Origin of the sequence: Agrobacterium sp. LAD9 (genome assembly GCF_003031125.1) — a bacterium.
In the GTDB taxonomy this organism is placed as follows: domain Bacteria; phylum Pseudomonadota; class Alphaproteobacteria; order Rhizobiales; family Rhizobiaceae; genus Agrobacterium; species Agrobacterium radiobacter.
Genome location: NZ_PHGS01000015.1, coordinates 151,892 through 173,950, shown reverse-complemented (window position 1 = coordinate 173,950; position 22,059 = coordinate 151,892). Strand labels below are relative to the sequence as shown.

General features: G+C 60.3%; 17 protein-coding genes. 11 read left to right on the top strand and 6 right to left on the bottom strand.

Annotated features, from left to right (window positions below):
• Positions 1-139 precede the first annotated feature (139 nt).
• Positions 140-595 (top strand): redox-sensitive transcriptional activator SoxR, encoded by a 456-nt coding sequence (gene soxR / locus DA915_RS17280; RefSeq protein ID WP_003505833.1) that lies wholly within the window; start codon positions 140-142, stop codon positions 593-595.
• Positions 596-625: 30 nt separating this feature from the next.
• On the opposite strand, the gene amyA is transcribed toward soxR, so the two are convergent.
• From amyA to DA915_RS17250, 6 genes are all read right to left on the bottom strand, one after another.
• Positions 626-2,113 (bottom strand): alpha-amylase, encoded by a 1,488-nt coding sequence (amyA, locus tag DA915_RS17275; RefSeq protein WP_107676713.1) that lies wholly within the window; start codon positions 2,111-2,113, stop codon positions 626-628.
• Between the two features lie 112 nt (positions 2,114-2,225).
• Positions 2,226-3,959, bottom strand: coding sequence for a biotin carboxylase N-terminal domain-containing protein (locus tag DA915_RS17270; RefSeq protein WP_003505838.1), 1,734 nt, complete (start codon positions 3,957-3,959; stop codon positions 2,226-2,228).
• Positions 3,956-5,572 (bottom strand): 5-oxoprolinase/urea amidolyase family protein, encoded by a 1,617-nt coding sequence (locus DA915_RS17265; RefSeq protein WP_107676712.1) that lies wholly within the window; start codon positions 5,570-5,572, stop codon positions 3,956-3,958. Before DA915_RS17265 ends, DA915_RS17270 begins: the two co-directional genes overlap by 4 nt.
• Before the next feature lie 7 nt (positions 5,573-5,579).
• A complete protein-coding gene (locus tag DA915_RS17260; protein WP_003505842.1) occupies positions 5,580-6,389 on the bottom strand; it encodes a putative hydro-lyase in 810 nt (269 codons plus the stop codon).
• 11 nt (positions 6,390-6,400) lie between these two features.
• Positions 6,401-7,168 (bottom strand): LamB/YcsF family protein, encoded by a 768-nt coding sequence (locus tag DA915_RS17255; protein WP_003505845.1) that lies wholly within the window; start codon positions 7,166-7,168, stop codon positions 6,401-6,403.
• Positions 7,169-7,188: 20 nt separating this feature from the next.
• Positions 7,189-8,445, bottom strand: a complete 1,257-nt coding sequence (locus DA915_RS17250) for an NRAMP family divalent metal transporter (protein ID WP_003505852.1) — start codon at positions 8,443-8,445, stop codon at positions 7,189-7,191.
• A 266-nt stretch (positions 8,446-8,711) separates the two neighbouring features.
• Here DA915_RS17250 and DA915_RS17245 point away from each other — a divergent pair, with 266 nt between their 5' ends.
• The 10 genes from DA915_RS17245 (at position 8,712) to cysG (ending at position 21,993) form a co-directional block, all read left to right on the top strand.
• A complete protein-coding gene (locus tag DA915_RS17245; protein ID WP_107676711.1) occupies positions 8,712-9,377 on the top strand; it encodes a GntR family transcriptional regulator in 666 nt (221 codons plus the stop codon).
• Between the two features lie 101 nt (positions 9,378-9,478).
• Positions 9,479-10,066, top strand: coding sequence for an ANTAR domain-containing response regulator (locus DA915_RS17240; RefSeq protein ID WP_003505855.1), 588 nt, complete (start codon positions 9,479-9,481; stop codon positions 10,064-10,066).
• A gap of 35 nt (positions 10,067-10,101) precedes the next feature.
• The gene (locus tag DA915_RS17235; protein WP_107676710.1) at positions 10,102-11,397 is read left to right on the top strand and encodes a CmpA/NrtA family ABC transporter substrate-binding protein; all 1,296 of its coding nucleotides are present in this window, start codon (positions 10,102-10,104) and stop codon (positions 11,395-11,397) included.
• A gap of 378 nt (positions 11,398-11,775) precedes the next feature.
• A complete protein-coding gene (locus DA915_RS17230) occupies positions 11,776-13,068 on the top strand; it encodes a CmpA/NrtA family ABC transporter substrate-binding protein (protein ID WP_003519750.1) in 1,293 nt (430 codons plus the stop codon).
• Positions 13,069-13,181: 113 nt separating this feature from the next.
• Positions 13,182-14,075 (top strand): nitrate ABC transporter permease, encoded by an 894-nt coding sequence (ntrB, locus tag DA915_RS17225; protein WP_003505862.1) that lies wholly within the window; start codon positions 13,182-13,184, stop codon positions 14,073-14,075.
• A gap of 13 nt (positions 14,076-14,088) precedes the next feature.
• Positions 14,089-14,886: an ABC transporter ATP-binding protein gene (locus DA915_RS17220; RefSeq protein WP_035225183.1), complete on the top strand. Its 798-nt coding sequence runs from the start codon at positions 14,089-14,091 to the stop codon at positions 14,884-14,886.
• Positions 14,887-14,891: 5 nt separating this feature from the next.
• Entirely contained in the window at positions 14,892-17,339 is a 2,448-nt protein-coding gene (gene nirB, locus DA915_RS17215) for a nitrite reductase large subunit NirB (RefSeq protein WP_020812588.1), read from the top strand.
• Positions 17,340-17,344: 5 nt separating this feature from the next.
• Positions 17,345-17,680 (top strand): nitrite reductase small subunit NirD, encoded by a 336-nt coding sequence (gene nirD, locus DA915_RS17210; RefSeq protein WP_003505867.1) that lies wholly within the window; start codon positions 17,345-17,347, stop codon positions 17,678-17,680.
• 214 nt (positions 17,681-17,894) lie between these two features.
• The gene (locus tag DA915_RS17200; protein ID WP_107676708.1) at positions 17,895-20,543 is read left to right on the top strand and encodes a nitrate reductase; all 2,649 of its coding nucleotides are present in this window, start codon (positions 17,895-17,897) and stop codon (positions 20,541-20,543) included.
• Complete coding sequence (cysG, locus tag DA915_RS17195; RefSeq protein ID WP_162722653.1) at positions 20,515-21,993, top strand: siroheme synthase CysG; 1,479 nt, start codon at positions 20,515-20,517, stop codon at positions 21,991-21,993. Before DA915_RS17200 ends, cysG begins: the two co-directional genes overlap by 29 nt.
• Positions 21,994-22,059 lie beyond the last annotated feature (66 nt).

Below are 22,059 nucleotides of genomic sequence, written 5' to 3'. Positions count from 1 at the left end.
AATTCAGAGGCGCCTTCTGGCGCCTCTTTTTTTGACCATTCTTCTATTGACCTCAACTATGGTTGAGGAATTATACCGGCTGCTCTTCAGTGTGTTTCCGCGTTTTCCGAGCGGAAATCGTCCGGAAGCAGGAGCCAGAATGGAAAATACCATATTTAAACACAGCCTGACGGTCGGGGAGGTTGCCCGTCGCAGCGGTATTGCCGTCTCCACAATCCATTTTTACGAGGCGAAAGGATTGATCGAGGGCTGGCGCACCGCCGGTAATCAACGTCGTTATCATCGCGCCGTTCTGAGGCGCATCGCCATCATCCGCATCGCGCAGCGGGCCGGTATACAGCTCAGCATCATCAGGGATGCGATGGCCGATCTGCCGCAAGACAGGGTAGCGACGACGGCCGATTGGCGCAGGTTTTCCCAATCCTGGCGGGAAATGCTCCAGCTTCGCATCAACAACCTGATCATGCTGCGCGATCAGCTTACCGGCTGTATCGGTTGCGGGTGCCTTTCGCTGGATGATTGTCCGTTACGCAACCCGAATGATGTTCTGGCCGATGACGGCGCGGGTCCGCGCCGTCTCGTGTCCGCCGAGTGAGCAGAAGTTTCGGGACGGGGCGATTGTCCCTCACTCGGAATCGGCTGGAACCCACACGCTGACGCTGCCGCCATTGGTGGGAAAGACGCCCTTGCCGCTCTCATCAAAGGTAATATGTTCTTCACGGTGCCCGAGAAAGTCGCGCCAGACCGCCCCGGCGTGATCGGGACCGAGATCGATCTGCTTTTCCGCCGGCTCGCCATTCGACATCACCACCACACAGCCCGGCGCATCGGCGGTGCCGTGGCGAATAAAGGCAATGCAACTCGGGTCGTCGAAAATATCCGTCTGGGCTCCGTTGGCGAAAAGGCTGCGGGCCTCGATGAGTTTCGGCAGGCATTCGATGGCGGGAATGATGATCTCGTGTTCGTTGCCGTCATTTCCGGTGTCGGTATAACGGGTGCCGAACAGATCGGGATAAAAGACGCAGGGCACGCCCTCTTCGCGCAGCAGAATGATGGCATAGGCAAGAGGCTTGAACCAGGGTTCCACCGGCGCTTCCAGCGATTGCAGCGGCTGGGTGTCGTGATTATCGACCAGCGTGACGGCGTGGTCGGGAACGGCGGAGACAAGCGAGCCATCGAAGATGTTGCGCATGTCGAAATCACCGCCCTGTTTCGAGGCGTCATGGAAGCTGTGGTGAAGCGCGACGTCAAAAAGCATGAGCTGCTTGTCGACCAGTTCGAGATAGCTTTTCAGCGCCTCGAGATCGGGGTGCCAATATTCCGCCACGACGAAGAGATCCGGATCGACCGTTTCGCGCATATGGCCGACCCAGTCACGGAAGAACCAGGCCGGGATATGTTTTGCGGCGTCCAGGCGGAAGCCATCAACCTGCACCTGCTCGGAGAGCCAGCGGCCCCAATATTTGAGTTCCTCGTAAACCGCCCGGTTCCTGAACTCGACATCCGCACCCATCAGATAGTCGAAATTGCCGTTTTCCTGATCGACTTCCTCATTCCATTCCCCATCGCCATATTCGTTGACGAGGCGGAAAATGCCGTCTTCGGTCGGTTCCTCGATATGGTCGACACCGCTGAAGCACTTCAGGTCCCATATGAATTTGGAATGTTTGCCGTTGCGACCGGGAAAGGTGAAGCGTGTATAGGCAAGCGCCGGAAAGTCTTCATCATCGATCTCGGGTCGGTCCTCAGGATTGACGCGGCGAACCCGCACCTTTTCCTTCTCGTCGGCACCCATCTTATGATTGAGAACGACATCGTGAATGACGCGGATGCCGTTTTCCTTCAGCGTTCGTCCGGCATGTTCGAGCGCGGCGCGATCACCATATTTGGTGGCGACGGTGCCCTTCTGGTCGAATTCGCCGAGGTCGAAGAGATCGTAGGTGTCATAACCCACCGAATAACCACCGGCGGCGCCCTTGTAGGCGGGCGGCAGCCAAACATCGGTGATACCCATTTTCGCAAGGCTTTCGGCCTTTTCGGCCACCTCGCTCCATAATTTCCCTCCGTCCGGATAATACCAATGGAAGAACTGAAGCAAGGTGCGTCCGGCCATATTTCCCTCACAGTAGTTAGCAGGTCGCGCCATAAACGGCCCGGCGGCGAAAGGGTTCCGCCGCCGGGGATGCGCGATCTGCAATTGTGAGGCCTGATGGCCCGTCCGTATATTAGCCGGCTATGTCGAGAAGAGCAGCGCCCGCCTGCAGATAGTCGCCTTCCTTGACGATCAGACGGACTTTGCCGGCCTTGGGGGCGACAATCTGCGTCTCCATCTTCATGGCTTCCATGACGGCCAAAAGATCGCCTTGCGAAACCGTGTCGCCGTCTTCCACCTTGAAGGACTGCAAGGTGCCGGAAACCGGGGCGAGGATTTCACCTTCCTTTTCCTTGGTGGCGGCGGCGCCCGGAACAGCCGCGCTGCTGCCGCTAACCGCACCGAGACTGGAGAGCAGCAGGCTGGGCAGGCCAACCGATACGCGCTTGCCGTCGATTTCCAGAAAAGTGCGAGTAACGGAAGGGTCGTCGGCCGGTGCCGGTCGTTCCATCGCATCCGGCATGGCGGCGAAATCGGTCTCGATCCAGCGGGTATGAACCTTGAACCCATCCGTGCCGATGAAGTCTTCGGTTTCGATCGCGGCGCGATGAAATGGTAGCACCGTGGCGATGCCTTCGATGCGGAACTCCTTCAGCGCGCGGCGGGCGCGACGCAGGACCTGATCGCGGTCGGCACCGGTGACGATCAGCTTCGCCATCAGCGAGTCGAATACGCCAGGCACGCTGGAGCCGCTGACGACACCGCTATCCACGCGAATCCCGGGACCTGAAGGTGCGTCGAAAACCGAGATCGAGCCGGGTGTGGGCAGGAAACCCCGGCCGGGATCTTCGGCATTGATGCGGAACTCCATGGAGTGGCCACGCGGCTCCGGCGTTTCGAGCACCCGTAGCTTGTGGCCTTCGGCAATGCGGAACTGTTCGATGACGAGATCGATGCCTGTGGTCTCCTCGGTAACCGGATGTTCCACCTGCAGGCGCGTATTGACCTCGAGGAAAGAAATCGTGCCGTCGACGCCGAGAAGGAATTCGACGGTGCCGGCGCCGGAATAACCGGCGGCAGCGCAGATCGCCTTGGCGGCCGCGTGGATTTTCTGACGCTGTTCGGCGGACAGGAAGGGGGCAGGGGCTTCTTCGATCAGTTTCTGGTTCCGGCGCTGCAGCGAGCAGTCGCGGGTGCCGAGTACCAGCACATTGCCGTGCTTGTCGGCGAGAACCTGCGCCTCGATATGGCGCGGCCGGTCAAGGAAACGTTCGAGGAAGCACTCGCCGCGGCCGAAGGCGGCCGTCGCCTCGCGCACGGCGGATTCGTAGAGATCGGCGATCTCTTCCATCTTCCACGCAACCTTCAGGCCGCGACCACCGCCGCCATGCGCTGCCTTGATGGCGACGGGCAGGCCGTGTTCTTCGGCAAAGGCGGTGACTTCGGCGGCGGAAGAGACCGGGCCGTCGCTGCCGGCGACCAGCGGTGCGCCGACGCCTGTGGCGATGCGCCGCGCCTCGACCTTGTCGCCCAATGCTTCGATAACCTGCGGGTCAGGGCCGATCCAGATCAAGCCGGCATCAAGCACGGCCTGCGCGAATTCAGCACGCTCGGACAGGAAGCCGTAGCCGGGATGCACGGCATCCGCGCCGGCACGTTTGGCAATCGCGATCAGCTTGGTGATATCGAGATAGGTCTCGGCCGGGCGCACGCCTTCCAGCGCATAGGCTTCATCCGCCAGCCGGACGAAAAGCGCATCCTGATCGGGATCGGCATAAACGGCGACCGATTGCAGGCCATAATCGCGACATGCGCGGATGATGCGCACCGCGATCTCGCCGCGATTGGCAATCAGCACTTTTTTCATCGCTCTTCTCCTAGGAATTCTATGTTCTTGGCCGCGATTTCGGCGAATGGGCCGATCGGGCGGAATTTGATTTTGGCGTTGACGGGGATCTGCCCGGCAAGATCGAGATGATATTCCGCCACCGCGCCGATGACGGGATAACCGCCGGTCAGCGGGTGATCGGCAAGGAAGAGAACCGGTTGGCCGCTATGCGGTATCTGGATCGCCCCTGTCGCCGTGCCTTCACTCGGCAGTTCGGCGCTGTCCTTGCGTTCCACCGGCACGTCGCCGGCAAGGCGGATGCCGACGCGGTTCGATTGCGGCGTGACCTGCCAGAGCTGGCCGGTCAGCGTCTCGATACCCTTCTGCGTGAACCAGTCGGTACGGGGGCCGAGAACGACGTCCAGTGTCACGACCTCACCGGTTGCCGGCGGTTCGAAGGCCGGAACTTCGTTGATCGATACGCTGGAGAGGCCGGACGTCTCACCCTTGAGCGAAAGGACGGCGCCAGCACCCACCGGTTCGGGACCGACAACAGCCAGCGTGTCGGTTGCGAAACTGCCGAGTACCGGCTCGACATCAAAGCCGCCGCGTACCGCAAGATAACAGCGCATGCCCTTCGGCGGCTGGCTGAAAGTCACGACATCGCCGGGTTCGAGGGATACCGGGCCATCGGTCTTTGCCGCGAAGCTGCTCTCCGCCGTATTGATGGTGACGGGGCAGGGCGCACCGGCAATGCCGATGACAGTGCGGCTTGTGCTCCTGAAGGAAAAACCGCCGAGCGTCAGTTCAAGGCACGGCGTATTAACCGGATTGCCGACGATGCGGTTTGCGGCGTTGAACGCACCACGATCCAAGGCGCCGGAAGCCGATACACCCTGCCCGGTCTGGCCGAAGCGACCGAGATCCTGAAAGATGGCGGGCATGGGTGCGGCGAGCACCTCGAAATGTGGGCCGTCCTTTGTCGGTTCTTTTTGGGAGCTACGCGGTGTCGAGACGGGAATATCGACCGTCTTGCCGGCCTTGCTCATGTCGAAGAAACGCACCCGGTAACCCGGCTGGAAAAGTGCGCCGGGATCGCGGTCAATATCCCACATTTTCACCGGCGTCGTGCCGATGATCTGCCAGCCGCCGGGGCTGTTTTGCGGATAGACGCCGCTGAAGGCTCCGGCCAATGCCACTGAACCGGCCGGAATGCGGGTGCGCGGGCTTTGCCGGCGCGGCACATGCAGGCCCGGATCGCCGCCGACCAGATAACCGAAACCGGGGGCGAAACCGCAGAAGGCCACGGTGAATTCGCTTTCGGTGTGGCGACGGATGACCTCTTCTATGCTCATGCCGGTCAGTTCGGCAACATCGGCGAGGTCCTCGCCATTATAATGGACTGGGATTTCGACGAGATTGTCCGAAGGTGCAATTTTCGCCGAAAGATCACGGCTTGCGAGCTGCGCGGCCAGCGTCTCCGCACCGATCTTTTCGGGGCGGAAACGGATCATCAACGTGCGGGCCGCCGGCACCGTCTCTTCGATGCCCTCAACCGGATCACTCTGAAGCGAGGCGAAAAGCGCCAGCGTTTCATCGAGATCGGCAAGTTCGACAAGAATGGTGGTGAGGCTGACGGGGAGAAAACGCATCATATCCTCACGCGTGATAGGCGGAATCGGGAATATCGGTGATGAACATGTGGCCCGGCGCATGGGTGATCGCAAAAGGCACGCCGGATGCCATGACCGCGGCCTGAGGGGTCACACCGCAGGCCCAGAAGACCGGAACCTCACCCGGCTCGATCCGCACTGCATCACCGAAGTCGGGTTTGGCAAGATCGATGATGCCGATTTCTTCCGGCGCGCCGACATGCACGGGCGCGCCATGCACCGCCGGAAAACGTCCCGAAATTGTTGCCGCATCGGCAACACGCGACGCCGGGATCGGCCGCATGGAAACGACCATATTGCCCTTCAGCCGACCCGCCGGACGGCAGGGCCGGTTGGTGAGATACATTGGCACATTACTCTTGTCGGTCATGTGGCGGATTTCGATGCCCGCTTCCACCATCGGCGTTTCAAAGGTGAAGCTGCAGCCGATCAGGAAAGCGACGAGATCGTCACGCTCAGCCCAGGCAGCGGTGGCATCAGCCGTTTCCTCGGCAAGCTTGCCGTCCCGCCAGATGCGGTAGAGCGGCAGATCAGTTCTGAGATCGGCACCGGGTGCGAGAAGCGTGGTGGGCGAGCCGGGATCGGAGACATCAAGCACCGGGCAGGGTTTGGGATTGCGCTGCGCATAAAGCAGGAAATCAAAGGCCCAGTCGCGCGGCAGCACGATCATGTTCGCCTGCGTGAAGCCGGGTGCGATGCCAGAGGTTGGTGCGACGAGGCCGTCGCGATAGATGGCGCGGGCCTTTCGCGCGGCGTCCGCGTCCGTGTGGTTGAGATAGGATGTCGGTATCGTCATCGGCTACCCTTTCAGCGATTGGATGCGAAGGAGCGGATGTCGATGCCATCAGCCTCGAAACGGCGGCGGATTTCCTGGGCGATGGCAACCGCGCCGGGGCTGTCGCCATGCACGCAGATGGATTGCGCCTCGATTTTTATGATGCTGCCATCGATTGCCTCCAGCGTGCCTTCGCGGGCGAGCTGCACCATGCGGTCGGCGATCTTTGCCGCGTCATGCAATACGGCACCGGCTTCCCGGCGGGAAACGAGCTGGCCCTGAGGCGTATAGGCACGATCCGCAAAGGCTTCGGCAACGACGGCAAGACCGGACTTGCGGGCGAGATCGAGGATGGGGGCATTTGCAAGACCCATCAATACCAGCGACGAGTCTATCGCCTTGATGCCGTCGATAACGGCCTGCCCCTGTTTCGCGTCATTGGCGATGCGGTTGTAGAGCGCGCCATGCGGTTTGACGTAACGCACCGTGGTGCCGGCAGCGGCGGCGACGCCTTTCAGCGCGCCGATCTGATAGATGACATCTGCAATCAGCTCTTCCGAGGTCGCGTCCAGATCACGGCGGCCGAAGCCGACGCGGTCCGGATAGGAGACATGGGCGCCGACAACCACGCCTTTTTCGGCAGCGGCCTTGACGGTGCGGTAGATGCCGGCCGGATCACCTGCGTGAAATCCGCAGGCGATGTTGGCGCTGGAGACGATGGCGAGCATCGCCTCGTCGTCACCCATGCGCCACGCGCCGTAACTTTCGCCAAGATCGCTGTTGAGATCGATAGCGGCCATGTTTGCCTCCCTTGAATTTATCAGTAGCCGAGCAGGGCGAAGATAGCGCCCGCCGACTTATAGGCCATATACCAGGTGAGTGCGCAGGTCAGCACGCCAAGCACCAGCAACCAGCGCGGGTAGTGATAACCGTGCATCAGGTCCGCGCGTTTCCAGGCTGCATACATGAAGATCGAAAGGCCGATCGGCAGAACGAGACCGTTGAGGCCGCCGACGAAGACGAGCATGGCTGCAGGTGGTGTGGTGATGATGACATAGGCGATCAGCGAAATGGCGATGAAGCCGACGGTTGCCAGGTTTCGCTGGCGCTCCGTTATGTCAGGCTTGAAAGCCGTCAGGAACGACACGGAAGTATAGGCCGCACCAATGATGCTGGTCATGGCCGAGGCGAGGAAGACCGCGCCGAACAGGCGGAAGCCGATATCGCCGGCGGCGGCATGGAAAGCCTGGCCGGCGGGGTTTGCCGCCTTGCCGGAGAGATCGATGACCACGCCGCTGGCGACGACACCGAGGATGGCAAGGAACAGGATGTAGCGCAGCACGCCGGTAATCGCGATGCCGCTTAGCGCCGCACGATTGACCGCGTTGATATTTTCAACGCCCACCATGCCCTTGTCCAGCAGGCGATGTGCGCCAGCATAGGTGATATAACCGCCAACCGTGCCGCCGACGATGGTGGTGATGGTGACGAAATCGATGGTATCGGGCAGGAAGGTCTGGCGGAAGGCTTCCGCCACGGGCGGGCCGGAGACGTAAGCCGCATAAACGATCAGCGCGAGTTTGACGAAGGCGGCCACGAAAACGACGCGGTCCATGGCGATGCCCGCCCGGCGCGACAGGAAGATGCCGATGGCCGCCAGCGCGCCGATCGCGCCACCGATCTTCGGGTCGAGATCGATCATGGCGTTGAAGCCGAGGCCAGCGCCGCCGATATTACCGATGTTGAAGAACAGGCCGCCGATGATGACGAGAATGGCGAGCAGATAACCCGAGCCCGGAATGGCGGCATTGGCAATCGCCGGCGCGCGCATGCGGGTGATGGTGACGATGCGCCAGATATTGGCCTGCACGACGAAGTCGATCAGTATGGAAATAATGATGGCGAATGCGAATGCGGCGCCCAGTTTCACCGTGAAATTCGCCGTCTGCGTGATGAAGCCCGGTCCGACGGCCGACATCGACATCAGGAACATTGCCGAAAGCAAGGCATAACGCTGATTCTTCGCCTTGCGCGCAACCTCGTTAGGGTCGGCGGGCGAGAGCTTGTTCTGCTCCATGGATTTTCTCCGCTCCAATCGCAATCCGCCCCTCGCGGATGCTTTATGCGGCCGATCTTGTCGTGTTCCGCGAAATTGTCAATATTGTTCAACAATAAATAATAATCGTTCTCTTATTCTGTTCATTTGTTGGACGTTATGCGCAGGAATTCATCACGTTTTTTTCGTGCTTTGCTAATGCTTTGTGCTATGGGCAATCATGCCGTGTCCGAACATGCCTGTCACGGAATTCCCGATGCTGCATTGCTCTTACGGAAAGGAGCGTCATGACGGAAACGATAGAGGGTCTGCCGCTTGCGGATCGATTGGCCAAGGGTATCCGCACCCTGCTGATATCAGGCGAGCTGATGCCGGGGCAGCGCCTTTCAGAGGCAGCCTTCAGTGAACGTTTCGACGTCTCCCGCAATTCGCTGCGCGAAGCTTTCCGGCTTCTGACCAAGGACGGCCTGTTGCGCCACGAGGCCAATCGCGGCGTGTTTGTCGCCGTTCCCACCATGTCTTCGGTCATCGATATCTATCGGGTGCGGCGCATGGTGGAATGTGGCGCGCTGCGCCAGGCCTGGCACAAGCACCCCGCGATCAAAGTGATGCGGGCAGCGGTCGAAGATGCCAAGGTCAAGCGTGACGAGGCCGACTGGCTGGGCGTGGGCAGCGCCAACATGAAATTTCATGCCGCCGTCGTCGATCTTCTAGACAGCGCCCGTCTCAGCGACTTTTACGAGCGTATCGCTGCTGAGCTCAGGCTTTGTTTCGGTTTGCTGAAGGATCCCGAACAGCTTCATTCCCCCTTTGTGGACATGAACAGCAAGATTTTATCGCTGATGGAAGAAGGAAAGGCGCAAGAGGCTGGCGACGAGATGGAAATCTATCTCAATCTTTCCGAGCGGACGGTTTTGAAGGCGCTCGAACGCGCCGTCGAACACGCATCCTGATATGATGGGCGGCAGGGGAGAAAACGGCCCTTGTCGCTTCATCCATTTTTTGCATCCGCAGCCGATTGCCAAGTTTGCTGCGCTGCGTCATCAATGCTGACATGACGCTTCGCGACCTGACCATTCTCGTTTTAGACGAAAACGCGATCCGCGCCTCCATCATTGAAGAGGGGCTGCGCGAAGCCGGTTATAGTCGCGTCACTGTTATCCATGAGGTGAACGGGGTCGCGCGTACCATCGAGACGCTGCAGCCCGATGTCATCTTCATCGATCTCGAAAATCCCAATCGTGACATGATGGAGCATCTGTTCCAGCTCACCCGCACGGTCGGCCGGCCTATTGCCATGTTCGTCGATCGCTCCGATACGGCCTCCATCGAGGCTGCCGTCGAGGCGGGCGTTTCCGCCTATGTGGTGGACGGGCTGAAGAAGGAGCGGGTCAAGCCCATTCTCGATATGGCGGTCAGCCGCTTCAATGCTTTCAGCCGATTGCAGCGGGAACTCGCCGATGCCAAATCGGCGCTGGAGGAGCGCAAGGTCATCGAGCGCGCCAAGGGCATATTGATGAAGATGCGCGGCCTTTCCGAAGAGGAGGCCTTTGCGCTTCTGCGCCAGACGGCGATGAATGAGAAAAAGAAGATTTCCGAGATCGCGCAAAGCGTGGTCACCGCGGCTGGTTTGTTGATGTGACGAACCGCCGGTCGGACAGTCAAGGAGTGCATGATATGGCGGCACCGGAAAAAACGGCCGGATCAGACAGCGGAGTAACGAAAGCCCCGGGCGCGCCGGCAATCGTCGGCAGCGACCGGCAGAAAATCCTGCGTGCCGGCTTTATCCCGCTTGTCGATGCATCCGTCCTGATCGCCGCTGCCGAATTCGGTTTTGCCGAACGCGAAGGCCTTTCGCTCGATCTCGTCAAGGATGTCTCCTGGGCGAATGTGCGCGACCGGCTGGCGTTCCGGCAATTCGATATCGCCCATATGCTGTCGCCGATGCCCGTCGCCTCCATGCTCGGGCTCGGTTCCAACCCGTCGCCGACGATCACGCCTTTTTCGCTCGGACGCGGCGGCAATGCGATCACGCTTTCGACCCGCCTGTTTGCCCGGATGAAGGCCTTGACAGGGCTTTCCGAAATGGCGGGCGCACTCGAAAATGCCGAAGCGTTGAAGCGGGTACTCGATGATATGCGGGCGCGCGGCGAACCGCCGCCGACACTCGGCATGACCTATCCGTTTTCATCGCATAATTACGAATTCCGCTATTGGCTCGCCGCCGGTGGCATTCACCCCGATCACGACGTCAAGCTTGTGGTGGTGCCGCCGCCATTGACGTCGGACGCGTTGGCCGCAGGGGCTATCGACGGTTTCTGCGTCGGAGCGCCTTGGAACATCGTCGCCGCCGAGCGCGGTGTTGGCCGGATCGTTGCCGCCAAGCAGGACCTGTGGCCTTCTGCGCCGGAAAAGGTCATCGGCATGCGACCGGAATGGGCGGAAAACCAGCAGGAAACGGTCGGTCGGCTTCTGACGGCGCTCGATGCTGCCGCACGCTGGTGTGACCTTGCCGAAAATCACGACCAACTGAGCTGTGCACTCGCCGATCCCCGTTATATCGGCGCGCCTGAGGGTATCATCCGCCGTGTGCTTGCCGGTGAATTCAGCATCGACAGCAAGGGCAACCGCCGGGTGATCGACGATTATTTCATCTTCCACGGCGGTCACGCCAATTATCCGCGCCAGAGCCAGGCATTGTGGATTTACAGCCAGATGATCCGCTGGGGGCAGGCCGAATTTTCGCGAGGGGGCGTGGAAGCCGCCTTATCTGCCTACCGTCCGGATATCTACCGGGCGGCGCTGGGAGACGCCAATGCACCCGATGATGCCGATATCCGCATCGAAGGGCAGGAAGAGCAGGACCGTTTCGTGGACGGCCTCGTGTTCGATCCCGCCGACATCGAGGGCTATGTGAACGGCTTTTCCGTGCGCACATCAGCGCCTTTTTCTTCGGCTTCAGGAGAGGCATAAGCGGCGTCATGCTTGGCAGGCTGCGCAAATTTCAAGCGCGGAATTCTTCTATTTGCACAAATGGAAGACAAAAAACGCGCTGATTAAAATTTAATCAGCAAATTGGTCTCCCAAAATACCCCTTTATTTTCAGTGTTATGACCCAGTTTCGATAAACTGGCACGCCTCTTGCTTCTCATCTTGTGCACCGGTCAACGGCGATCGGGGCAAGCAGGGCGCGGCATAGGCGCTTTCAAAGACACAGACGTCGCAAGGTTTTGCTGCCCGGAACACCTCCCGTTCCGCCGGTGCAAACACCGAGCGGCGTTTTTTATTTTCAGGTTTTTTCGCAAGCGAAAACGTCACCCGCAGAGGTGGCCCAATAAGGGGAACATGCGAATGAAAAAGATATTCTCCGGCGCTGTCAGCCGCCGCACGATACTGAAGACGACCGCCACCGCAGCCCTTGTCAGCGCCGTGCGCGTGGCCTTTCCATCGGGTGCTTTCGCAGCCACCGCCGAGCCGGAAGTAAAAGGTGCGAAAATCGGCTTTATCGCGCTGACCGATGCCGCCCCGCTCATCATCGCGGCGGAAAAGGGGCTGTTCGCCAAGCATGGCATGCCTGATGTCGAGGTTCTGAAGCAGGCCTCCTGGGGCGCGACGCGCGACAATCTCGTGCTTGGTGGCGCATCCAACGGCATTGATGGCGCGCATATTCTGACGCCGATGCCCTATCTCATGCACACCGGCAAGGTGACCCAGAATAATGTGCCGGTGCCGATGACCATCCTCGCCCGCCTCAACCTCGACAGCCAGGGCATTTCCGTCGCCAAGGAATATGCCGAAACCGGCGTTCAGCTCGATGCTTCCAAATTGAAGGCTGCTTTCGAGAAGAAGAAGGCCGAAGGCAAGGAAATCAAGGCCGCGATGACCTTCCCCGGCGGCACCCATGATCTCTGGATCCGCTACTGGCTCGCCGCTGGCGGCATCGATCCGGACAAGGACGTCTCCACCATCGTCGTTCCGCCGCCGCAGATGGTTGCCAACATGAAGGTCGGCAATATGGACGTCTTCTGTGTGGGCGAGCCGTGGAATGAACAGCTCGTCAATCAGGGCATCGGCTTTACTGCCTGTACCACCGGAGAGCTCTGGAAGGGCCATCCGGAAAAGGCGCTCGGCATGCGCGCCGACTGGGTGGAAAAGAACCCCAATGCCACCAAGGCGCTGTTGATGGCCGTGATGGAAGCGCAGCAATGGTGCGATGAAATGGCCAATAAGGAGGAGATGTCCACCATCCTCGGCAAGCGCCAATGGTTCAACGTGCCGCCGAAGGACGTTCTTGGACGCCTCAAGGGCAATATCAATTACGGCAACGGCCGCGTGCTCGAAAATACCGGTCTGCAGATGAAGTTCTGGCAGGACCATGCGTCCTATCCCTTCCGCAGCCATGACAGCTGGTTCATCGCGGAAAACATCCGCTGGGGCAAATTCGCGCCCGATACGGACGTGAAAGCGCTGGTGGAGAAGGTAAACCGCGAGGATATCTGGCGCGCGGCGGCCAAGGATCTCGGCGTTGCGGATCTTCCCGCTTCCACCTCGCGCGGTAAGGAAACCTTCTTCGATGGCAAGGTGTTCGATCCTGAAAATCCATCCGCCTATCTCGAAAGTCTGTCCATCAAGGCGGCCTCCTGAGGAGGAGACCCGGGCGTCGCTCCTCATCCGCCAGCAGCTCTGCCCAACCGGCGCTGCTGAAGACCGGATGAGGGGCGAGCCCAGACCGCAACCGAAATCAAGAGGAAATGCCCATGTCCGCATTGGCCCGAAAATTCAACGAAGAGCCGCAGCAGCCGGTGGCGCAGAAGGCAAACGTCGTGGCGCTTGCACCGAAACAGTCGCCGCGGATCGATCTGCGCAAATGGGGTGCTGCGGCGGCTCGTAACATCATACCGCCGCTTGTCGTTCTCGCCATGCTGCTCGGCGTCTGGCAGCTGCTCTGTTCCGCGCCCGGCTCCTCGCTGCCGCCGCCTAGCCAGGTCTTCGAGGAAAGCTACGATCTCATCGTATCGCCGTTTTTCCAGAATGGTTCGCAGGATATCGGCCTTGGGCTGCGCGTTCTGGTCTCGCTTGAGCGTGTGGCCTATGGTTTCGGCCTCGCCGCCATTGCCGGCATCATCCTCGGTGCGGTGATCGGCCAGTCGGTCTGGGCCATGCGCGGCCTTGATCCGATCTTTCAGGTGCTGCGCACCGTGCCGCCGCTCGCCTGGCTGCCGCTTTCGCTGGCTGCCTTTCAGGACAGCAATCCATCGGCCATTTTCGTGATTTTCATCACCTCCATCTGGCCGGTCATCATCAATACGGCGGTTGGCGTACGCAATATTCCGCAGGATTACCGCAATGTCGCGCAGGTGCTGCGGCTCAACCAGCTCGAATTCTTCTTCAAAATCATGCTGCCGTCGGCCGCTCCTTACATCTTCACCGGCCTGCGCATCGGCATCGGTCTTTCGTGGCTCGCCATCGTGGCTGCGGAAATGCTGACCGGCGGCGTCGGCATCGGCTTCTTCATCTGGGATGCGTGGAATTCCTCGCGCCTGCCCGACATTATCGTGGCGCTCGCCTACATCGGCGTTGTCGGCTTCATGCTCGACAAGCTCGTGGCGGCGCTTGGCAAGGTCATCACCCGCGGCGCTGCGGCGAATTGAGAGGGCCAATATTATGAACGCTTATCTGAAGCTCGATCATATCGACAAATATTTCGACAAGGGCGGCTCGCGCGCCGAGGTGCTGAAAGGCATCAACCTCACCATCGAAAAAGGTGAATTCGTCTCGGTCATCGGCCATTCCGGCTGCGGCAAGTCCACCATGCTCAACCTCATCGCCGGGCTGACGAAAGTCTCCGCCGGTGCGGTGCTTCTCGAAAACCGGGAGGTCAATGAACCCGGGCCTGAACGCGCCGTCGTGTTCCAGAACCACAGCCTGCTGCCCTGGCTTTCGGTCTATGAAAACGTCAATCTTGCCGTGGAAAAGGTCTTCCGCAACACCAAGACCCGCGCCGAGCGGCATGACTGGGTCATGCGCAATCTCGATCTCGTGCAGATGGCCCATGCCAAGGACAAGAAACCTTCGGAAATTTCCGGCGGCATGAAACAGCGCGTCGGCATTGCCCGCGCGCTCGCCATGGAGCCGAAAATCCTGCTGCTGGATGAGCCCTTCGGCGCGCTGGACGCGCTGACCCGCGCTCATCTTCAGGACGCGGTGATGGAAATTCACGCCCGTCTCGGCAACACCATGGTCATGATCACCCATGATGTGGACGAGGCGGTGCTGCTTTCCGACCGCATCGTGATGATGACCAACGGGCCCGCCGCCCATATCGGCGAGGTGCTTGACGTGCCGCTGGCACGCCCGCGCAACCGCATCGAGCTTGCCTCCGACAAGACCTACCTCAAATGCCGCGAAGCCGTGCTGAAGTTCCTTTACGAACGTCACCGCTTCGTCGAAGCCGCGGAGTAACGACTATGGCGCAAAAACTCGTCATCATCGGCAATGGCATGGCGCCGGGGCGCATGCTGGAGAACCTGTTCGAAACCGCCCCCGGCCTTTACGACGTCACGATTTTCAACGCCGAACCGCGCGTCAATTACGACCGCATCATGCTCTCGCCGGTACTCTCAGGCGAAAAGAGCTATGAGGACATCGTCATTCATAATGACGAATGGTATGCGGCTAATAATGTGACGCTGCACAAGGGCGCGAAAGTCACCGGCATCGACCGTGACAAGAAAACCGTGACCAGCGAAAACGGCATCACGGCCTCTTACGACAGGCTGGTGATCGCCACCGGTTCCCTGCCCTTCATCATTCCCGTTCCCGGTCATCAATTACCCGGCGTGCTCGCCTATCGCGATCTCGACGATGTGACGAAGATGCTGGAAATCGCTGAAGGCAAAGGCCGCGCCATCGTCATCGGTGCGGGTCTTCTCGGGCTGGAGGCGGCTTACGGGCTGAAGCGTCAGGGCATGGATGTCACCGTCATCCATCTGATGCCGACGATCATGGAGCGTCAGCTCGATCCGGCAGCGGCCTATCTCCTAGAAAAGGCGCTGAACGAGCGCGGCATCGACATCATCACCAAGGCCAACACCAAGTGCATTCTCGGTGAGGACAAGGTCGAGGGCATCGAGCTCGAGGACGGCCGGATCATCAAGGGCGATATGGTGGTGATGGCGGTCGGTATCCGCCCGGCCTCGGGTCTCGCCAAGGAAGCCGGCATCGCTGTCAATCGCGGCATCGTGGTGGATGACGGCATGATGACGTCGGACGCCTCGATCTACGCGCTCGGCGAATGCGCCGAGCATCGCGGCATGTGTTATGGCCTCGTTGCGCCGCTTTATGAATCGGCCCGCGTGCTGGCTGACCGGCTTTGCGGCGGTTCGGCCGAATATCACGGCTCTGTCACCAATACGAAGCTGAAGGTGACAGGCATCAACCTGTTTTCCGCCGGCGACTTCGCCGAAGGCGATGACCGCGAGGAAATCGTGCTGCGCGATGCCACCGCCGGCGTATACAAGCGTCTCATTCTCAAGGAAAACCGCATCATTGGCGCGGTGCTTTACGGCGAGACGGCGGATGGGTCGTGGTTCTTCGACCTGATGAAGAAATCGACCGATATCTCCACCATGCGCGAAACCCTTATCTTCGGCCAGGCCTATCAGGGAGGGTCTCCGCTGGACCCTATGGCGGCCGTTGCAGCCTTGCCGGATGATGCGGAAATCTGCGGCTGCAACGGCGTCTGCAAGGGCAAGATCACTTCGGTTATAACTTCCAAAGGGCTGACCTCGCTGGACGATGTGCGTGCCCACACCAAGGCGTCCGCCTCCTGCGGTAATTGCACCGGTCTTGTCGAGCAGTTGATGACGATAACGCTGGGCGACAGCTACAATCCCGCCGCCGTGCAGCCCATGTGCAAATGCACCGATCTCGGCCATGACGATGTGCGCCGCCTGATCAAGGCCAAGGGTCTGAAGACCATTCCTGCCGTGATGCAGGAGCTGGAATGGAAAACCTCCTGCGGCTGCGCCAAGTGCCGGCCGGCGCTCAATTATTACCTCGTCTGCGACTTTCCGGATGAATATGCCGACGATTATCAGTCGCGTTATATCAATGAGCGCGTTCACGCCAATATCCAGAAGGACGGCACCTATTCCGTCGTCCCGCGCATGTGGGGCGGCGTCACCTCTTCCTCTGAGCTCCGGGCAATTGCGGATGTGGTCGACAAGTTTGAAATCCCGATGGTGAAGGTGACTGGCGGCCAGCGCATCGATCTTCTCGGTATCGAGAAGGAGGATTTGCCGGCGGTCTGGGCCGATCTTGGCAAGGCCGGTTTTATCTCCGGTCAGGCCTATGCCAAAGGCCTGCGCACAGTGAAGACCTGCGTCGGCCAGCAATGGTGCCGTTTCGGCACGCAGGATTCCACCGGTCTAGGCATCCGCATCGAAAAATTCATGTGGGGCTCATGGACGCCCGCCAAGCTTAAGCTCGCCGTCTCGGGCTGTCCGCGCAACTGTGCGGAGGCCACCTGCAAGGATATCGGCGTCATCTGCGTCGATTCCGGTTTTGAAATCCATTTCGCCGGTGCCGCCGGTCTCGATATCAAGGGCACGGAAGTGCTCGGTCTCGTGAGGACCGAGGATGAGGCGCTGGAGCATATCGTGGCGCTGACCCAGATGTACCGCGAACAGGCGCGTTACCTCGAGCGCATCTACAAATGGGCCAAGCGTATCGGCTACGACGAAGTCCGTCGCCAGATCATGGACGATGCTGAAAAGCGCAAGGGCTATTTCGACCGCTTCGTCTTCAGCCAGAAATTCGCGCAGGTTGATCCATGGTCCGAACGTGTATCCGGCCACGACAAGCATGAGTTCAGGCCCATGGCGGCAATCGGTTTCAGTGAAGCGGCGGAGTGAGAACGATGGACAGCAACTGGATTGATATTGGCGACATCTCCGACATCCCGCTGCGTGGTGCGCGTTGCGTGAAAACGCCGATGGGCAAGATCGCCGTATTCCGCACGGCGGAAAATCAGGTCTTCGCCATCGAGGATCACTGCCCGCACAAGGGCGGGCCGCTGTCTCAGGGCATCGTGCACGGGGCTTCGGTGACGTGTCCGTTGCACAATTGGGTGATTTCGCTGGAAACCGGCAAGGCCTTGGGGGCGGATGAGGGTGAGGTGAAGACTATCCCCGTCCGCAATCTCGACGGCCGGCTTTCCATCGCGCTTGAAACTCTGATGATTGCGGCGGAGTGAATTGCGATGGCGGCGATTTTACCCCCCTCTGTCCTGCCAGACATCTCCCCCTCAAGGGGGGAGATCAATTGCGGCACGCGCTTCCGTTCCCAGCTGGCCGCGCCGCCCGTCGATATAGAGCGGGGAGCCTTACGCTTGTCGACCTCCCCCCTTGAGGGGGAGATGTCTGGCAGGACAGAGGGGGGTAAACGCCGCTCACTGAGAGGGCAAACCCATGCCCATTGAAACCAAAACCACCTGTCCCTATTGCGGCGTCGGCTGCGGTGTCATCGCCACGGTCAAAGACAATGGCGTCGTTTCCGTCAAAGGCGATCAGGATCACCCCGCCAATTTTGGGCGGCTGTGCTCCAAGGGTTCGGCTCTGGCCGAAACCATCGATCTCGACGGCCGCCTTCTCCATCCCGAAATCGACGGCAGACGGGCGACGTGGGACGAAGCCCTTGATCTCCTCGCTTCCCGCTTCTCTCAAGCAATTGCAGAGCATGGCCCGGATTCGGTGGCCTTTTACGTCTCCGGCCAATTGCTGACGGAGGATTATTACCTCGCCAACAAGCTGATGAAAGGTTTCATTGGCTCCGCCAATATCGATACCAATTCAAGGCTCTGCATGTCGTCCTCCGTCGCCGGCCACCGCCGTGCCTTCGGAGCCGATACGGTGCCGGGCACCTATGAGGATATGGAGCTTGCCGATCTGGTGATCCTCACCGGTTCCAATCTCGCCTGGTGCCATCCGGTTCTTTATCAACGGCTTGCCGCGGCAAAGGCAGCACGGCCTGAGATGAAGGTCGTCGTCATCGATCCGCGCCGGACGATGAGTGCCGATATTGCCGATATGCATCTCGCCATCCGCCCGGATGGAGATGTGGCGCTGTTTGTCGGCTTGCTGGCGCATCTTGCTGATAGTCCTGCAATCGATCACGGCTATGTGGAAAACCATACGGTCAGCTTTGGCGCTGCGATGCAGGTAGCAACCGAATACAGCCTGCCGGAGATCGCTGAAGCGACCGGCCTGACGATTGCCGAACTGATTTCCTTTTACGAATTGTTCGAACGCACGCAAAAGACCGTCACCTGTTACAGCCAGGGCGTCAACCAGTCGGAAAGCGGCACCGACAAGGTCAATGCCATCATCAATTGCCATCTTGCCACCGGCCGTATCGGCAGGTCGGGCATGGGGCCGTTTTCGCTGACTGGCCAGCCGAACGCCATGGGCGGTCGCGAAGTCGGCGGGCTGGCAAACATGCTGGCCGCCCATATGGCCATCGAAAGTGCGGAGGACCGCGACCGTGTGCAGCGCTTCTGGGCCTCGCCCGCCATTGCGCAAAAGCCCGGCCTGAAAGCGGTGGATATGTTCAGGGCGGTGGCCGACGGCCGCATTAAGGCGCTGTGGATTATGGCCACCAACCCCGTCGTTTCCATGCCGGATGCCGGTGCCGTCGAGGCGGCCATCAAGGCCTGTCCTTTCGTTGTGGTCTCCGAGGTCATGGCCAGTACCGACACGGCCCGCCACGCCGATGTCCTTCTGCCCTCGCTCGGCTGGGGCGAAAAGGACGGCACCGTCACCAATTCCGAACGGCGGATCTCGCGCCAGCGCGGTTTTCTCGATGCTCCGGGTGAAGCGAAGGCTGACTGGTGGCAAATGGCGGAAGTGGGTCGGCGCATGGGTTTTGACGCAGCCTTCGCCTTTGGCCAGGCATCGGAGATTTTCGCCGAACATGCCGCTCTTTCCGGCTTTGAGAATGCGGGCAATCGCGATTTCGATATTAGCGGTGTCGAACGGGATTCCTATGATGCGATGACACCCTTTCAATGGCCGAAAGCCGAATCCGGTGACGCCACCGTTACCCGCTTTTTCGCGGATGGCCGGTTTTATCATGGCGATGGCAAGGCGCGGTTCATAGCCACCGCCTTGCCGGAGACCCGCAGGACGTCACCCGACTATCCGCTGACACTGAATACCGGCCGCATCCGCGATCAATGGCACACCATGACCCGCACCGGCAAAAGCGCGCGGCTTACCGCCCATATCGCCGAACCCTTCGCCGAGCTTCACCCGCGCGATGCGCAGGCGCTGGGAATTGAAAGCGCCGATCTGGTGGAGCTGGAAAGTCCCCATGGCAAGGTTCTGCTGCGGGCGCTGGTCAGCGAAAGGCAGGCGCGCGGTTCGGTCTTCGCACCGATGCACTGGAACGATCAGTTTGCCTCGCGGGCGCGCATCGATATGGTTGTGGCACCTGTTACGGATCCGCATTCCGGCCAGCCCGCTTCGAAAAACGTGGCGGTGAAGGCAAGGCGTTTTGCGGCGAAGGCCTATGGTTTTGCCATTTCCCGCACCCGGCCCGATGCGCCGGATTGCGCCTACTGGGCCATCGCCAAAGCCGATGGCGGCTATCGCATGGAGCTTGCCTTTGCCGAAGAGCCGCAGGACTCGACGCTCTGGGCGCGACAGGTTTTCGGCATCGATGCCAGGATCGAGCCGCTGGGTTACAGCGACCGGCAGACGGGAGATTTGCGTCTCGCCTTTTTCGACGGCGAAACACTGCTTGCGGCACTCTTCATTGCCAATGAACCGGTGGCCGTTGCCCGCAACTGGGCGATCTCGCAACTTACTGAGCGCCACGAGGATTTGCGCATGCGCTTTGCGCTGGTCGCCGGGCGTCCCGGTGCGGGCCGGGCTGATCCGGGTGCGACGGTCTGCTCCTGCTTCAATGTCGGGGTGAACCAGATCACGGCCGCTATCCGTGATGGCTGCCACAGTGTCGAAGCCATCGGCAAGGCGTTGAATGCCGGAACCAATTGCGGCTCCTGCCGCGCTGAAATCAGGGGGATCATCGATGGATGCCTTAAAACCGCAGCGGAATGAACCGGCTCGTATGGAGAAGCTCGCCAAGTTGCCTGTCTTCTGGGGACTTGAGGGCAAGCGCGTGGTGCTAGCGGGCGGATCGGATGGGGCGGCCTGGAAGGCGGAACTGCTGCTGGCCTGTGGGGCGGAACTTCATCTTTATTGCGAGGAAAGCGAGCTTTCGGAAAGCTTCGCGACGCTCGTCGCAAAAAGCCCGATGCTGATATGGCATGACCGTTCATGGGGTGCGGATATTTTCAAGGGCGCGGAACTGGCGCTGGCGGATTGCGAGACCGATGAAGAGGCGGAAAGATTTTACCGTGCCGCACGAGCGGCCGGCATTCCCGTCAATGTCATCGACAAGCCGGAGTTCTGCCAGTTCCAGTTCGGCTCCATCGTCAATCGCTCGCCGGTGGTAGTGTCGATTTCCACCGATGGCGCCGCACCCATCCTGGCGCAGGCCATCCGCCGGCGCATCGAAACCTTGCTGCCGCTGGCCCTCAAGGACTGGGGCGCGCTTGCCCAGACAATCCGCGAGCGCGTCAATCTGCGACTCGTGCCGGGTCCGGCGCGACGCTCTTTCTGGGAAAAATTTGTCGATCGGGCGTTTACCGAGAGGTTGGATGAAGGCAGCGAAGAACGGCTGCTTGCGGATATCGGAACGCAGGCCGGTCGGGTGGGTTCGCGCGCCGGGCTGGTGACGCTTGTGGGTGCCGGACCGGGCGATGCCGAACTGCTGACTCTGAAAGCGGTGCGCGCTTTGCAGGCGGCCGATGTCATCCTGTTCGACGATCTCGTTTCAGCCGAGGTACTGGAACTGGCGCGGCGGGAGGCGAAGCGCATGCTGGTCGGCAAACGTGGCGGCCGGGAAAGCTGCAAGCAGGAAGACATCAACGAGATGATGATCCGCCTCGCCAAGGCAGGCAAACGGGTGGTGCGGCTGAAGTCGGGCGATCCGATGATTTTCGGGCGTGCAGGTGAGGAGATAGCGGCGCTTGAGGCCGAAAATATCCCGGTTGAAGTTGTGCCCGGCATCACTGCCGCAAGCGCCATGGCCTCGCGCCTGGGCGTGTCCTTGACCCATCGCGACCATGCCCAGTCGGTACGCTTCATCACTGGTCATTCCCGGCAGGGGAAGCTGCCGGAGAATATCGACTGGCAGTCCCTGTCGAACCCCTCCGTTACCACTGTCTTTTATATGGGCGGACGAACCGCCGGCGATATTCAGTCCTGCCTGCTTGCCCAGGGAATGCCCGCGTCGACACCAGTGGTGGTGATGATTTCCGTCAGCCGCGCCAATGAGCGACGATGGTGCGGTTCGCTTGCGCAACTGGCTGCCGCAGTCGAGAGACTGGGCGTGAACGAACCTGTGCTGATTGGCATCGGTGATACGTTCCATAACGCCTCCGCGGCATTTTCCGTTACCCGCAACGAGGAAGCCGATGCTGGGCCTGTTCAAAAAGCCGGCTAACAAGATTTTCGACGGTTTCCGCTAACCGGCGATCCTTCTCACCGTAAACCCTCCCTTGACATTGGT

Excerpts from the sequence above, each read along its gene's own strand:
- soxR (WP_003505833.1), top strand. The coding sequence starts at position 140 with ATGGAAAATACCATATTTAAACACAGCCTGACGGTCGGGGAGGTTGCC.
- amyA (WP_107676713.1), bottom strand. The coding sequence starts at position 2,113 with ATGGCCGGACGCACCTTGCTTCAGTTCTTCCATTGGTATTATCCGGAC.
- DA915_RS17270 (WP_003505838.1), bottom strand. The coding sequence starts at position 3,959 with ATGAAAAAAGTGCTGATTGCCAATCGCGGCGAGATCGCGGTGCGCATC.
- DA915_RS17265 (WP_107676712.1), bottom strand. The coding sequence starts at position 5,572 with ATGCGTTTTCTCCCCGTCAGCCTCACCACCATTCTTGTCGAACTTGCC.
- DA915_RS17260 (WP_003505842.1), bottom strand. The coding sequence starts at position 6,389 with ATGACGATACCGACATCCTATCTCAACCACACGGACGCGGACGCCGCG.
- DA915_RS17255 (WP_003505845.1), bottom strand. The coding sequence starts at position 7,168 with ATGGCCGCTATCGATCTCAACAGCGATCTTGGCGAAAGTTACGGCGCG.
- DA915_RS17250 (WP_003505852.1), bottom strand. The coding sequence starts at position 8,445 with ATGGAGCAGAACAAGCTCTCGCCCGCCGACCCTAACGAGGTTGCGCGC.
- DA915_RS17245 (WP_107676711.1), top strand. The coding sequence starts at position 8,712 with ATGACGGAAACGATAGAGGGTCTGCCGCTTGCGGATCGATTGGCCAAG.
- DA915_RS17240 (WP_003505855.1), top strand. The coding sequence starts at position 9,479 with ATGACGCTTCGCGACCTGACCATTCTCGTTTTAGACGAAAACGCGATC.
- DA915_RS17235 (WP_107676710.1), top strand. The coding sequence starts at position 10,102 with ATGGCGGCACCGGAAAAAACGGCCGGATCAGACAGCGGAGTAACGAAA.
- DA915_RS17230 (WP_003519750.1), top strand. The coding sequence starts at position 11,776 with ATGAAAAAGATATTCTCCGGCGCTGTCAGCCGCCGCACGATACTGAAG.
- ntrB (WP_003505862.1), top strand. The coding sequence starts at position 13,182 with ATGTCCGCATTGGCCCGAAAATTCAACGAAGAGCCGCAGCAGCCGGTG.
- DA915_RS17220 (WP_035225183.1), top strand. The coding sequence starts at position 14,089 with ATGAACGCTTATCTGAAGCTCGATCATATCGACAAATATTTCGACAAG.
- nirB (WP_020812588.1), top strand. The coding sequence starts at position 14,892 with ATGGCGCAAAAACTCGTCATCATCGGCAATGGCATGGCGCCGGGGCGC.
- nirD (WP_003505867.1), top strand. The coding sequence starts at position 17,345 with ATGGACAGCAACTGGATTGATATTGGCGACATCTCCGACATCCCGCTG.
- DA915_RS17200 (WP_107676708.1), top strand. The coding sequence starts at position 17,895 with ATGCCCATTGAAACCAAAACCACCTGTCCCTATTGCGGCGTCGGCTGC.
- cysG (WP_162722653.1), top strand. The coding sequence starts at position 20,515 with ATGGATGCCTTAAAACCGCAGCGGAATGAACCGGCTCGTATGGAGAAG.